The organism is Streptomyces venezuelae, from assembly GCF_008642275.1.
In the GTDB taxonomy this organism is placed as follows: Bacteria; Actinomycetota; Actinomycetes; order Streptomycetales; family Streptomycetaceae; genus Streptomyces; species Streptomyces venezuelae_E.
This window is the reverse complement of record NZ_CP029189.1, coordinates 2,546,425-2,560,557: the sequence shown is the minus strand read 5'-3', so window position 1 is coordinate 2,560,557 and position 14,133 is coordinate 2,546,425. Positions and strand designations below refer to the sequence as shown.

The 14,133-nt window shown below is 70.2% G+C and carries 11 protein-coding genes; 10 read left to right on the top strand and 1 reads right to left on the bottom strand.

Going from position 1 to position 14,133, the window contains the following annotated elements; genetic code table 11:
* Nucleotides 1-22: 22 nt before the first annotated feature.
* Both DEJ51_RS10970 and DEJ51_RS10965 read left to right on the top strand, forming a co-directional pair.
* Entirely contained in the window at nt 23-2,671 is a 2,649-nt protein-coding gene (locus DEJ51_RS10970) for a valine--tRNA ligase (protein WP_150257430.1), read from the top strand.
* 187 nt (nt 2,672-2,858) lie between these two features.
* Nucleotides 2,859-4,007 carry a sensor histidine kinase gene (locus tag DEJ51_RS10965; RefSeq protein WP_150257429.1) on the top strand — a complete coding sequence of 383 codons (1,149 nt, stop codon included), beginning with the start codon at nt 2,859-2,861 and terminating at the stop codon, nt 4,005-4,007.
* A gap of 11 nt (nt 4,008-4,018) precedes the next feature.
* Here the strand turns inward: DEJ51_RS10965 and DEJ51_RS10960 are convergent, their stop codons facing one another.
* Nucleotides 4,019-5,068, bottom strand: a complete 1,050-nt coding sequence (locus DEJ51_RS10960; protein ID WP_150257428.1) for a rod shape-determining protein — start codon at nt 5,066-5,068, stop codon at nt 4,019-4,021.
* 116 nt (nt 5,069-5,184) lie between these two features.
* Between DEJ51_RS10960 and folC the strand changes: the two genes are divergently transcribed.
* From folC to rodA, 8 genes are all read left to right on the top strand, one after another.
* Nucleotides 5,185-6,723: a bifunctional tetrahydrofolate synthase/dihydrofolate synthase gene (gene folC, locus DEJ51_RS10955; protein ID WP_150257427.1), complete on the top strand. Its 1,539-nt coding sequence runs from the start codon at nt 5,185-5,187 to the stop codon at nt 6,721-6,723.
* 3 nt (nt 6,724-6,726) lie between these two features.
* Nucleotides 6,727-7,095 carry a DUF4233 domain-containing protein gene (locus tag DEJ51_RS10950; protein WP_150257426.1) on the top strand — a complete coding sequence of 123 codons (369 nt, stop codon included), beginning with the start codon at nt 6,727-6,729 and terminating at the stop codon, nt 7,093-7,095.
* Nucleotides 7,096-7,159: 64 nt separating this feature from the next.
* On the top strand, nt 7,160-7,570 hold the full coding sequence (ndk, locus tag DEJ51_RS10945) for a nucleoside-diphosphate kinase (protein ID WP_150257425.1): 411 nt from the start codon (nt 7,160-7,162) through the stop codon (nt 7,568-7,570).
* 296 nt (nt 7,571-7,866) lie between these two features.
* Nucleotides 7,867-8,886 (top strand): rod shape-determining protein, encoded by a 1,020-nt coding sequence (locus DEJ51_RS10940; protein WP_008738981.1) that lies wholly within the window; start codon nt 7,867-7,869, stop codon nt 8,884-8,886.
* A gap of 133 nt (nt 8,887-9,019) precedes the next feature.
* Nucleotides 9,020-9,967: a rod shape-determining protein MreC gene (gene mreC / locus DEJ51_RS10935; protein WP_150257424.1), complete on the top strand. Its 948-nt coding sequence runs from the start codon at nt 9,020-9,022 to the stop codon at nt 9,965-9,967.
* Between the two features lie 12 nt (nt 9,968-9,979).
* Complete coding sequence (mreD, locus tag DEJ51_RS10930; RefSeq protein ID WP_150257423.1) at nt 9,980-10,687, top strand: rod shape-determining protein MreD; 708 nt, start codon at nt 9,980-9,982, stop codon at nt 10,685-10,687.
* A gap of 13 nt (nt 10,688-10,700) precedes the next feature.
* Nucleotides 10,701-12,884: a penicillin-binding protein 2 gene (gene mrdA / locus DEJ51_RS10925; protein ID WP_150257422.1), complete on the top strand. Its 2,184-nt coding sequence runs from the start codon at nt 10,701-10,703 to the stop codon at nt 12,882-12,884.
* Nucleotides 12,885-12,892: 8 nt separating this feature from the next.
* Complete coding sequence (gene rodA, locus DEJ51_RS10920; protein WP_150257421.1) at nt 12,893-14,092, top strand: rod shape-determining protein RodA; 1,200 nt, start codon at nt 12,893-12,895, stop codon at nt 14,090-14,092.
* Nucleotides 14,093-14,133: the final 41 nt, after the last annotated feature.

Here is a 14,133-nt window from a genome sequence, read left to right as displayed (position 1 = left end):
TTACGGCTCTAAACTGTGCCCCGTGACCGAGAACGCACAGACACCCAGCAGCCCCACCTCCGAACTGCCGACCACGTACGCGCCGGCCGAGGTAGAAGGGAAGCTCTACGAGCGCTGGGTAGAGCGCGGTTACTTCGAGGCGGACGCCAAGAGCGAGAAGCCCCCGTACGCGATCGTCATCCCGCCGCCCAACGTCACCGGCAGCCTGCACCTGGGCCACGCCTTCGAGCACACGCTGATCGACGCCCTCACCCGCCGCAAGCGCATGCAGGGCTACGAGACGCTGTGGCAGCCCGGCATGGACCACGCGGGAATCGCCACCCAGAACGTCGTCGAGCGCGAGCTCGCCAAGGAGGGCAAGTCCCGCCACGACCTCGGCCGGGAGGCCTTCGTCGAGCGCGTCTGGCAGTGGAAGGGCGAGTCGGGCGGCCAGATCTCCGGCCAGATGCGCCGCCTCGGCGACGGCGTCGACTGGTCCCGTGAGCGTTTCACCATGGACGAGGGCCTCTCCGAGTCCGTCCAGACCATCTTCAAGAAGCTCTACGACGACGAGCTGATCTACCGCGCCGAGCGCATCATCAACTGGTGCCCCCGCTGCCTGACCGCGATCTCCGACATCGAGGTCGAGTACCAGGACGACGAGGGCGAGCTCGTCTCGATCCGCTACGGCGAGGGCGAGGCGTCCATCGTCGTCGCGACCACCCGCGCCGAGACGATGCTGGGCGACACGGCCGTCGCCGTCCACCCCGAGGACGAGCGCTACAAGCACCTGGTCGGCACCGAGATCGAGCTGCCGCTGACCGGCCGCCGGATCCCGGTCGTCGCCGACGAGCACGTCGACCCCGAGTTCGGCACCGGCGCCGTCAAGGTGACCCCGGCGCACGACCCGAACGACTTCGAGATCGGCCAGCGCCACGGCCTGCCGAACCTCGCCGTCATGGACGAGCGCGCCGTCATCACCGTCCACGGACCCTTCCAGGGCCTGGACCGCCTGGAGGCCCGTTCCGCCATCGTCGCCGCCCTGCGCGCCGAGGGCCGGATCGTCGCCGAGAAGCGCCCGTACACGCACTCCGTCGGCCACTGCTCGCGCTGCAAGACCACCATCGAGCCGCGTCTGTCGATGCAGTGGTGGGTCAAGGTCGGCCCGCTGGCCAAGGCCGCCGGTGACGCGGTCCGCAACGGCGAGGTGAAGATCCACCCGCAGGAGATGGAGAAGCGTTACTTCGACTGGGTCGACAACCTCCACGACTGGTGCATCTCGCGCCAGCTGTGGTGGGGCCACCGCATCCCGGTCTGGTACGGCCCGAACGGCGAGGTCGTCTGCGTCGGACCGGACGAGCAGCCGCCCACCGGCGAGGGCTGGACCCAGGACACCGACGTCCTGGACACCTGGTTCTCCTCGGGCCTGTGGCCGTTCTCAACGCTCGGCTGGCCGCGGCAGACCGACAGCCTGGCGAAGTTCTACCCGAACGCCGTCCTGGTCACCGGCTACGACATCCTCTTCTTCTGGGTCGCCCGGATGATGATGTTCGGCCTGTACGCGATGGACGGCACCCCGCCGTTCCACACCATCGCCCTGCACGGCATGGTCCGCGACGAGCGCGGCAAGAAGATGTCGAAGTCCTTCGGCAACGTGGTCAACCCGCTGGACTGGATGGACAAGTACGGCTCCGACGCCGTCCGCTTCACCCTGGCCCGTGGCGCCAACCCGGGTGTCGACGTCCCGATCGGCGAGGACTGGGTCCAGGCGTCCAGCAAGTTCGCCAACAAGATCTGGAACGCCACGCGTTTCGCGATGATGAACGGCGCCACGACCGAGGGCGAGCTGCCCCCGGCCGAGCAGCTGTCGGCCACCGACCGCTGGATCCTGTCCCGGCTGAACGAGACGGTCGCGCAGGTCGACGCGTACTACGAGGACTACCAGTTCTCGAAGCTCAGCGAGGCGCTCTACCACTTCGCGTGGGACGAGGTCTTCGACTGGTACGTCGAGCTGTCGAAGACGACCTTCTTCGCGGGCGGCGAGCAGGCCAAGGTCTCCGGCCGGGTCCTCGGCGAGGTCATCGACGTCATGCTGCGGCTGCTGCACCCGGTCGTCCCCTTCGTCACCGAGACGCTGTGGACCACGCTGACCGGCGGCGAGTCCCTCGTCATCGCCGACTGGCCGAAGGCCGTGTCCGTTCCTGGGGCTGACGCCCCGGGCGGCTTCCGCGACGAGGCCGCCGAGGCGGAGATCGCCGCCGTCCAGTCGGTGATCACCGAGGTCCGCCGCTTCCGCAAGGAGCAGGGCCTGCAGGACGGCCAGAAGGTTCCGGCCCGTCTGGACCTGGGCGCCACCGGGCTGGGCGCGCACGAGGCGGCCATCCGCCAGCTGCTGCGCCTCCAGCCGGAAGGCGACTCCTTCAGCGCCACGGCGACCCTCCCGGTCGCCGGCGGCACCGTCGCGCTCGACCTGTCGGGCACCATCGACGTGGCGGCCGAGCGCAAGCGCCTGACGAAGGACCTGGGCGCCGCGGAGAAGGAGAAGCAGCAGGCCGAGGCGAAGCTGGGGAACGAGGCGTTCATCGCCAAGGCCCCGGACAACGTCGTGGACAAGATCAAGGGCCGGCTCGCCAAGGCCGAGGCGGACATCGCCCGGCTCCAGGCGCAGCTGGACGGCCTGCCGGCCGCCTAGCCTCCGCGACGCACGCACGCACAGGAGAAGGCCCCCGCGCCGTCGGTCGACGCGGGGGCCTTCGCCGTATCCCTTCCCCGTGCGCGGGCCGGCGTCACAGCGGGAGGCTGTCCGAAGTGCCCTAAATCACTCCTATTTCGGTTCCGGGTGATCCGAACCACGGCGCCGACCACGGATGATGGAGGGCATGCGCCTCAAGCCCGTCGTCCCGGCCTTCGACCGGCTGGTGGCTTCCGGCCGCCGGCTCACCGAGGGCTGGGCCGGCTCGCCGCGGGCCGTGGACGTGCTCACCGCGCTCGGCTGCCTCGGCCTGATGGCCCTCGACCTCCCGGGTCTCGCCGCCGCCGACAACTCGCTGACCGGGCCCACCGCCGCCGCCGTCCTCGCCCTCGGCTGCGCCACCCTGCTGGTGCGCCGCAGGCAGCCCTGGGTCTCGTACCTGGCCGCCCTGCTCTTCATCGGATGGCTGCACGAGCTCACCCTGATCCAGTTCGCCCTCTACTCGGTCGGCCGGTACCGGGGGCGCCGGGCCGGGATCCTCGCGACGCTCGGGTACCTCGGCTTCGCGCTGGTGATGTTCTGCGTGCCGGAGTGGCCCGCCCCGCGGGGGGAGACCCTCAGCGGCTTCCTCAGCGTGGTCGTGCCCATCGGGGTGCTGGCGTCGGCGGTGGGCATCGCCGCCTACCGGCACGACCTGGTGGGGGAGCTGACCGCACGGCGGGCCGAATCCGCCGTGCTCCACGCCGTCCAGCAGGAGCGCACCTCCGTGGCCCGCGACGTCCACGACTTCGTCGGGCGCGAGCTGACCCTGCTCACCGTCCGCTCCGAGGTGCTGTCGATGCGGGCGCGCGAGACGGCGTACGGGCCCGACTTCGAGGAACTCGCCGACACCGCCCGGCGGGCCCATCTGGTGCTCAACGAGATCATCGTGCAGCGCGGGGAGCGGGCCTCGACCCCGGGCGTGGACGGGCTGGCGGCGCTCGCCGAGGAGAGCGAACGGGCCGGTTCGCCCGTCCGGCTCGCCATGGACCAGGAGGTGCACGGGCTGTCCCCGCTGCGGCAGGCGGCGGTCTACCGGGTGGTGCAGGAGTGCCTGACCAACGCGGCCAAGCACGCGCACGGCGAGACCATCGACGTGTCGATCACGGCGGACGGCCCCCGGCTGCGGATAGCGGTCGGCAACGCGCTGCCGGCCCGGACCCCGGACCGGGCCCCGGTCTCGGCGGGCTCGGGCACCGCGAGCATGGCGGAACGCGTGCGCAGCCTGGGCGGGACCCTGACGGCGACCCGCACCCGGACCGCGTACGAGGTCGTCGCGACGCTCCCGCGCGGCTGAGCCGGGCGGCCTCAGGCCCTCGCCGGCGCCGACGGACCGCCCAGGCCGTCCAGGTCCTCCACGCACCGGCCCGTGCCCAGCGCCACACAGTCCAGCGGGTGGTCCGCGACGTGGACCGGGATGCCCGTGGCGGAGGCCATCCGCAGGTCCAGGCCGGGCAGCAGCGCACCGCCGCCGGTCAGCACGATGCCGTGCTCCATCACGTCACCCGACAGCTCCGGCGGGCACTCCTCCAAAGTGGTGCGCACGGCGGTGATGATCGCCTCGATCGGCTCGTCGAGCGCCTCCCGCACGTCCTGGGCGGTCAGCCGCAGGCTCCTGGGCATGCCGGCGACCTTCTCGCGGCCGCGCACGGTGAAGGTGCGCGTCTCCAGCTCCGGCCGGTCCGGGACCGGCCAGGCCGATCCGACGGCCAGCTTCACGTCCTCGGCCGTGCGCTCCCCGATCAGCAGAGCGTGTTCCCTGCGTACGTGGTCCATGACCGCAGCGTCGAGCCGGTCCCCGCCGACGCGCAGCGACCTGGACGTGACGATGCCGCCCAGGGAGATGACGGCGACCTCCGTGGTGCCGCCGCCGATGTCCACGACCATGGAGCCGCGGGGTTCGGCCACGGGCAGCCCGGCGCCGATCGCCGCGGCCATCGGCTCCTCGATCAGGTGCACGACCCTGGCTCCGGCCCGGGTGGACGCCTGGACGATGGCCCGCCGCTCGACCGGGGTGACGCCGGAGGGCACGCAGATCACCATCCGGGTGCGGGGCCGGCGCCCCGGGACGGCCTTGCGGACGAAGTGCCGGATCATCTCCTCCGCGGCCTCGTAGTCGCAGATCACACCGCCCCTGAGGGGGCGGATCGCGGTGATGGAGCCGGGGGTGCGGCCGATGGTCTCCTTGGCGTCCGTACCGACGGCCAGGGCGGTGGTGGTGCCCGCCTTGACGGCCACCACGGACGGCTCATTGAGGACGATCCCGTGGCCCCGTGCGTACACCAGGGTGTTGGCGGTGCCCAGGTCCATCCCTATGTCGCGGCTGGATGCCGTCTTGTCGTTGCTGGCCTGCGGCATTTGTTCCCCTATCTGCTGCCGCAAGGCTTGCATAACGATCTGGTCGCTCCGGCCGCCGGAGGTCCCGAAACGGCCGGGCCGAAAGTCCTCCGGGTCCCCGTCCGTAGACTGGCCCTGTGAGTGACCAGCAGCCCGAGAGCCACGACCGCGACGACAACGACGACCTCGCCGGCACCTTCGACGAGTTCGACCAGATCGTGGCGGAAGAGTCCGACCGCGACCCCGACCTGGCGGTGATCGAGGCGGGCAGCCGTACCCTGCGCGCCCAGGCCGGCCCGCCCCAGGGCGACCCGGTACCCGCCGTGCCCGTCGACCCCGAGGTCGCCAAGGCGCTGCTGGAGGTGGAGCAGGAGCTCGCCACCCGCTGGGGCGAGACCAAGCTGGAGCCGTCGGTGTCGCGGATCGCGGCGCTGATGGACGTACTGGGCGAGCCGCAGCGCGCGTACCCGTCCATCCACGTCACCGGCACCAACGGCAAGACCAGCACGGCCCGCATGATCGAAGCCCTGCTGAACGCCTTCGAGCTGCGCACCGGCCGCTACACCAGCCCGCACGTGCAGTCGATCACCGAGCGGATCAGCCTGGACGGGGCCCCGATCACCGCCGAGCGGTTCGTCGAGACGTACCACGACATCAAGCCGTACGTGGAGATGGTCGACGCCTCCGAGGAGTACCGGCTGTCCTTCTTCGAGGTGCTCACCGGGATGGCCTACGCGGCCTTCGCGGACGCCCCGGTGGACGTGGCCGTGGTCGAGGTCGGCATGGGCGGCAGCTGGGACGCGACGAACGTCATCGACGCGTCGGTCGCGGTGGTCACCCCGATCAGCCTGGACCACACCGACCGCCTCGGCTCCACGCCCGGTGAGATCGCCGTGGAGAAGGGCGGCATCGTCAAGCAGGACGCGACCGTGATCCTGGCCCAGCAGCCGGTGGACGCGGCGCAGGTGCTGCTGAAGAAGGCCGTCGAGGTGGACGCCACGGTGGCCCGCGAGGGCATGGAGTTCGGCGTCGTCTCGCGCGAGGTCGCGGTCGGCGGCCAGCAGCTGACGCTGCGCGGTGTGGGCGGCGAGTACGAGGGCATCTTCCTGCCGCTGTACGGCGCCCACATGGCGCACAACGCGGCGGTCGCCCTGGCCGCCGTCGAGGCCTTCTTCGGGATCGGACAGGAGCACGCCCGCGTCCTGGACGTGGACACCGTGCGCAAGGCCTTCGCCTCGGTGTCCTCGCCGGGCCGTATGGAGGTCGTGCGGCGCAGCCCGACGGTGGTCCTGGACGCGGCGCACAACCCGGCGGGCGCGGCGGCCACCGCGGAGGCGGTCACCGAGTCCTTCGGCTTCAGCCGGCTGATCGGGGTCGTGGCCGCGAGCGAGGGCAAGGACGTCCGCGGGGTGCTGGAGGCCTTCGAGCCGATCTTCGCGGAGGTGGTGGTGACGGAGAACTCCAGCCACCGCTCGATGGGCGCCGACGAGCTGGCCGCCGTCGCGGTCGAGGTGTTCGGCACCGACCGGGTGCAGGTGGAGCCGCGGCTGGACGACGCCCTGGAGGCGGCGATCACCCTGGCGGAGGAAGAGGCCGAATACGGTGGGGCCGGGGTCCTGGTGACCGGTTCCGTGATCACGGTGGGCGAGGCCCGCCTGCTGCTGAAGAGGGGCTGAGGGATGCGCACGCTGTGTGCGAGCACGCTGATCGGCGAGTTCTTCGTGATCGGCTTCGCGGGGCTGGTGGCGATGAAGGACCCCGATCTGACCCAGGCCGCGGTCTGGACGGTGTGCGGGGTCACCATGCTGCTGTCGGTCCTGCTGTGCGGGATGCTGTCGCGTCCCGGGGCGGTCCAGCTGGGCTGGGCGCTGCAGATCGGCCTGGTCCTGAGCGGGTTCGTCGTCCCGACGATGTTCTTCCTCGGCGCGGTGTTCGCCGGCCTGTGGTGGTGCTCCGTCCACTACGGCCGCAAGATCGACACGATCAAGGCGCGCTGGGCGGCCGCGCAGGAGGCACCGGGGGCACCCGGGGCGCCTGACGCTGCGTGACGGGTCCCCGGACCGGCCCTGTAGATTCGCCCTACCGCACCCGTTTGCCGCAAGGAGCCGCAACATGACCCAGCGCACCCTCGTCCTGCTCAAGCCCGACGCTGTCCGTCGTGGTCTGGTCGGCGAGATCATCGGCCGCATCGAGCGGAAGGCCGGCTGGACCATCCCCGCGCTGGAGCTGCGTACGCTCGACAGGAGCATCCTGGAGCAGCACTATGCAGAGCACGTGGGGCGCCCGTTCTACGAGCCCCTCATGGGCTTCATGTCCAGCGGCCCGATCGTCGCCCTGGTGGTCGAAGGCGAGCGGGTGATCGAGGGTGTCCGCCAGCTGGCCGGCCCCACTGACCCGATCGCCGCGGCGCCGGGCTCCATCCGGGGTGATTTCGGCACGATCACGCGTGAGAACCTGATCCACGCCTCGGACTCGGAGGAGTCCGCCGAGCGTGAGATGAAGCTGTTCTTCCCGGCGCTCTGAGCACTCTTCCCTGACGGAACATCAGCCGAATAGCGCTCACGACCTGGGGCGACCGAAGTAATTTCGGTCGCCCCCCGGTATTTCCGGGCAGGAGCGGGAACGCCTGGGCAGGACATGTCGTCACCACTGAGGGGGCGGGTATCCGTTCCGGCGGGATTGCCGGAGTCCCGTCGCGCGGTCTTCGTACTCGCGGCACTACGATGGGGCCTCCACCCACACACCCACCTCGCCGACCTGACAGCAGCCGCTATCAACTGGAAGGCCAGACGCTCCTCATGGGGAACAAGGGGAACAAAATGTCGTTCATCGGCCGTGACATGGCGATCGACCTCGGGACCGCCAACACGCTGGTGTACGTGAGGGGCCGGGGGATCGTCCTGAACGAGCCGTCCGTGGTCGCCATCAACACGAACACCGGTGGCATCCTGGCGGTCGGCTCGGAAGCGAAGAAGATGATCGGGCGCACGCCCGGCAACATCGTCGCCGTACGGCCCCTCAAGGACGGCGTGATCGCCGACTTCGAGATCACCGAGCGCATGCTCCGGTACTTCATCCTCAAGATCCACAAGCGCCGCTACCTGGCCCGGCCGCGCGTGGTGGTCTGCGTTCCCTCCGGCATCACGGGAGTGGAGCGACGCGCCGTCATCGAGGCGTCCACGCAGGCCGGCGCCCGCCAGGTGCACATCATCGAAGAGCCCATGGCCGCCGCCATCGGCTCGGGCCTGCCCGTCCACGAGGCCACCGGCAACATGGTCGTGGACATCGGCGGCGGCACCACCGAGGTCGCCGTCATCTCCCTCGGCGGAATCGTCACGGCACAGTCCATCCGGGTGGCCGGCGACGAGCTCGACAACGCGATCATCCAGCACATCAAGAAGGAGTACTCGCTCCTCCTCGGTGAGCGCACGGCCGAGCAGATCAAGATCACCATCGGGTCGGCCTACGACCTCGACAAGGACGAGCACACCGAGATCCGCGGTCGCGACCTGGTCTCCGGCCTGCCCAAGACGGTCGTCATCTCGGCCGCCGAGGTGCGCAAGGCCATCGAGGAACCGGTCAACGCCATCGTCGACGCGGTCAAGACCACGCTCGACAAGTGCCCGCCGGAGCTCTCCGGCGACATCATGGACCGCGGCATCGTCCTGACCGGTGGCGGCGCCCTGCTGCGCGGCCTCGACGAGCGGCTGCGCCGGGAGACCGGCATGCCGATCCACATCGCGGAGGACCCCCTCGACTCCGTCGCCCTCGGCTCCGGCAAGTGCGTCGAGGAGTTCGAGGCCCTCCAGCAGGTCCTGGACGCCCAGCCCCGTCGCTGACAGATGCCCCTCCCTGCCGGAGGGGCCATGCGGAACACAAGGATCCGCCGTACGGGTGCTACCGGGCCCGTGCGGCGGATCGTTGATATACAGGCAAAAGAGAAATCCGACGAGGAAGGCACGGCCGCCGCACGTGAGGGACACACGAGAAAGCCGGCTGCTCCTGGTGCTTCTGATCGCCATCGCGTTCGCGTTGATCACGGTGGACATCAGGGCAGGCGAGGAGTCGCCGGTCGACGGTGCCCGGCAGGCCGCCGCAGCGGTCTTCGGCCCGGTCGAGGAAGGTGTGGCGACCGCGGTGGACCCGGTCGCCAACGCCATAGGGGCGGTACGGGACTCCGGCGAGCGCCACAACCGCATCGCCACGCTGGAGCGCGAGAACGCGGCGCTGAAGGCCAAGCTGGGCAGCGAGGACCAGACCCGCAGCCGCATCCACGAGCTCGACGAGATGCTCAAGCGGGCCGGCGCCGGCCAGTACGGCATCAAGGGCGCCGAGGTCATCGCCATAGGAGCGGCCCAGGGCTTCTCCTGGACCGTCACCATCGACGCCGGCAGCAAGGACGGCATCGAACGCGACATGACCGTCCTCAACGGGGACGGACTCGTCGGCCGGGTCAGCACCGTCGGACCCGACACCGCCACCGTCGTCCTCGCCAACGACCCCGACTTCACCGTCGGCACCCGGCTGGAGAAGACCGGTGAACTGGGCTTCGCCACCGGCCAGGGCGACCGCGCCCTGTCCGTCCAGATGCTCAACGGCAAGGCCAAGGTCAGCCCCGGCGACCGGCTCGTCACCTTCGGCTCGCGCGGCAACAAGCCCTTCGTGCCCGGCGTGCCGATCGGCGAGGTGGTCAAGGTCGACCCCTCGCGCGGCGACCTGACCCGCACCGTCTGGGTGCGTCCGTTCGTCGGCTTCTCGCGCCTGGACATCGTCGGCGTCGTCGTGATGCCGCCGCGCGAGGACCCCCGCGACGCGGTCCTGCCGCCCAAGCCCGAGGCCCCCAAGCCCACCCCGACGGTCACCGTCACGGTCACCCCGTCAGGATCCGCCGGCGTGCCCGCCAAACCGGCCGACGACTAGGAGCAGACCAGCATGCGCTTCAACCGGATCCTGCTCTCGGCCACCCTCGTCGTGGTCGCCCTCGTCATCCAGGTCACCGTCCTGGGCCGGCTCCAACTGCCCGGCGCGGTGCCCGACCTGCTGCTCCTCACGGTCGTCTCGCTGGCGCTCGTGTACGGGCACGTCAGCGGCGCGCTCATCGGCTTCGCCGCCGGCCTCCTCGCCGACCTGGCCCCGCCCGCCGACCACGCCGCCGGACGGTACGCGCTCGTCCTGTGCGTCATCGGCTACGTCGCCGGGCTCACCCGTCCCGACGGCGGCCGCTTCCGGTCCGCCTGGGGCCCGATGCTCACCGTCGTCGCCGCCGCGATCGGCTCCACCCTGCTCTACGCCGGTGTGGGCGCCCTCGTCGGCGACACCGCCGCCCGCCACGTGGGTCTGACCGGGCTGCTGTTCACCGCGACCCTCTACGACCTGCTGCTCGCGCCGTTCACCGTGCCGTTCATCATGGCGCTGGCCCGGCGCGCCGAGAACGACCCGATGGCCGTCGAGGCCGGCGGCGGCCCCGCGAACAAGGCCGCCGACGTCTCCGCCGGCTGGCTGGCCGGCGGTACCGGCCTGCGCATCGGCAGCCAGCGCGGCGGCCTGCGCCTGAAGACCGCCCGCTCGCGGGCCAACAAAGCCGTCCGTATAAAGGGGGTCAAGGCGGTCAAGGGTGTGAAGAGCGTCAAAAAGCTGTGAGGGAGGAGCAGTCGTGACCAATGTTCCGGAGACCGGCCGAACCTCCCGGGTACAGATCAGGCTCGTCATGATCCAGGTGCTCGTCCTCTCGATGCTGCTCACCCTCGGCGGACGGCTCTGGTACCTCCAGATCCGCAACGGCGACGAGTACTACCACGAGGCGAAGAGCAACCACGTCCAGCGGGTCGTCCAGCCCGCCGTGCGCGGCTCGATCCTCGACGCCCGCGGGGTCCCGCTCGCCGACAACGAGACCCGCCTCGTCGTCTCCGCCAGCCGCACCGCGCTGATGAAGATGAAGGACAAGGGCAAGGGCGTCATGAGCCGCCTCGCCGACGTCCTGGACATGACCCCCAAGGAGGTCATGGACAAGGTCCGGCTCTGCGACTCCCAGACCCCCGCGCCCTGCTGGAACGGCTCTCCGTACCAGCCGATCCCCGTCACCCTCGAAGCCACCACCCAGCAGGCGCTGCAGCTGCGCGAACGCCCGGAGGACTTCCCCGGCATCACCGCCGAGCCCACCGCGGTCCGCCGCTACCCGGCCCCCGGCGGAGCCCGTACCGCACAGGTGCTCGGCTACCTCTCGCCGGTCACCGACGAGGAGATCCAGAAGGCCAAGGACTCCGACTCGCCGCACCTGCGGTCCGACCAGGTCGGGCGCTCCGGCATCGAACGCACCTACGACCGGCAGCTGCGCGGCAAGGCGGAGGTCACCTCGTACGAGGTCGACAACCTCGGCAGGGTCATGGGCCAGACCAAGTCCGACCCCGGCGTGGCCGGAGCCACTCTCGTCACCAGCATCGACGCCCGGGTCCAGGCCGTCGCCGAGTACGAGCTCCAGGACGCGATGAAGGTCGTCCGCAACGAGACCGACAACATCACCGGCCGCAAGTACGAGGCCGACTCGGGCGCCGTCGTCGTCATGGAGGCCAAGACCGGCCGCATCGTCGCCATGGCCTCCCAGCCCGACTACGACCCCAACACCTGGGTCGGCGGCATCTCCGGCAAGGACTACGCCCGACTCACCAGCAAGAGCTCCAACTACCCGCTGCTCAACCGGGGAATCCAGGGCATGGCCCCCGCGGGCTCCATCTTCAAGGTGGTCTCCGCGAGCGCCGCCGTACGGGCCGGCTACAAGTTCGACGACAAGTACAACTGCAGCAGCTCCTACAGCCTCGGCGGCCGCAGCTTCGCGAACTTCGAGTCCCAGGGACACGGCCCCATCACCCTCGGGGACGCCCTGAAGTTCTCCTGCAACACCGTCTTCTACGCCCTGGGCCACAAGGAGTGGCAGCGCGACGGCGGACTCAGCCCCAAGAAGGACGCCCACGACTGGTTCTACCGGACCGCCCGGGAGTTCGGACTCGGCTCCGAAACCGGCATCGACCTGCCGAACGAGGTCACCGGACGCATCCCCGACCGGAAGTGGAAGCAGAACTTCTGGAAGGCCAACAAGGACGCCTGGTGCAAGCAGGGCAAGCGGGGCGGCACCTACGTCGAGCAGATCGCCTACGAGAGCTGCCTCGAAGGCAACCAGCTCAAGGCCTACGACAGCATCAACTTCGCCATCGGCCAGGGCGACGTCCTCGTCACCCCCATCCAGATGGCCACCGCCTACTCCGCCATCAGCAACGGGGGCACCCTCTACAACCCCACGGTCGGCAAGGCCGTGATCAGCCCCGACGGCAAGCACATCGAGATGATCAAGCCCCAGTCGCACGGCAGGCTGCCGATCGACGCCAAGACCATCGGCGACCTCGACAAGGGCCTGCGCTCGGTCGTCGAGCCGGGCGGCACCGCCGCCTGGCGGTTCGGCGGCTGGCCCATGGACAAGATCCCGATGCACGCCAAGACCGGCACCGCCCAGGTCTACGGCAAGCAGACCACGTCCTGGCTGGCGACCTACACCAAGGACTTCACGATCGTCATGACGATCTCCCAGGGTGGCACCGGTTCCGGAGCTTCCGGCCCCGCCGTGCGCAAGCTCTACAACGCCATCTACGGTCTGACCATGGACGGCAAGCCGGACCCGAAGAGGCCGGCCCTGCTGCCCGGCCCCGAGGCGAAGCTGCCCCGGATCGGGCCCGACGGCACCATCACCTCCCCGGAGATCCGGCCGTACGTGCCGTCCTCCCCGGAGGATCTGGAGCCGGCCGTGCTCGCAGGGCCGCCCGCACCGCCAGCGGCACGCCAGGACTAAGGGAAGACATGCAGACCGCCAACAAGTTCTCCGTCTCCCGGTACGCGCCCGAGCGCGGGACGATGGCCAAGCTCACCGCCCGCGACTCGGTGGTGCGCCGGCTCGACTGGCCGATACTCCTCTCCGCGCTCGCCCTCTCCTTCATCGGCGCCCTGCTGGTGTGGTCGGCGACCCGGAACCGGACCACCCTGAACCAAGGGGACCCGTACTACTTCCTGGCCCGGCACGCGCTGAACACCGGCATCGGCCTCGTGCTGATGATCGGCACGATCTGGCTCGGCCACCGCACCCTGCGCGGCGCCGTGCCCGTCCTCTACGGGCTCTCCCTCGTGCTGATCCTCGCCGTGCTGACCCCGCTCGGCGCCACCATCAACGGCGCCCACGCGTGGATCGTGATCGGCGGCGGATTCTCCCTCCAGCCGTCCGAGTTCGTGAAGATCACGATCATCCTGGTGATGGCCATGCTGCTGGCCACCCGGGTGGACGCGGGAGATCTCGCCCACCCGGACCACCGCACGGTCGTCAAGGCGCTCTGCCTGGCGGCCGCGCCGATGGGCATCGTCATGCTGATGCCCGACCTCGGCTCCGTGATGGTCATGATCGTGATCGTGCTCGGGGTGCTGCTGGCCTCCGGCGCCTCCAACCGCTGGGTGATCGGCCTGCTCGGCGCCGGCGCGAGCGGCGCCGTCCTGATATGGCAGCTGGGCGTCCTCGACGAGTACCAGATCAACCGCTTCGCGGCCTTCGCCAACCCCGAGCTCGACCCGGCGGGCGTCGGCTACAACACCAACCAGGCGCGCATCGCGATCGGCTCCGGCGGCCTGACCGGCTCCGGGCTGTTCAAGGGCTCGCAGACCACCGGCCAGTTCGTGCCCGAGCAGCAGACCGACTTCGTCTTCACGGTGGCGGGGGAGGAGCTGGGCTTCATCGGAGCCGGGCTGATCCTGCTCCTGCTCGGCGTCATCCTGTGGCGGTCCTGCATGATCGCCCGGGATACCACCGAGCTGTACGGCACGATCGTGTGCGCCGGGATCATCGCCTGGTTCGCGTTCCAGTCCTTCGAGAACATCGGGATGACCCTCGGGATCATGCCGGTGGCCGGCCTCCCGCTGCCGTTCGTCTCGTACGGAGGATCGTCGATGTTCGCCGTGTGGGTGGCGATCGGCCTCCTGCAGTCGATCAAGGTGCAACGGCCATTGTCGGCCTGATCCGCCGTTCACCCTGCCGATGTGATCCGTTCAGGACTAAG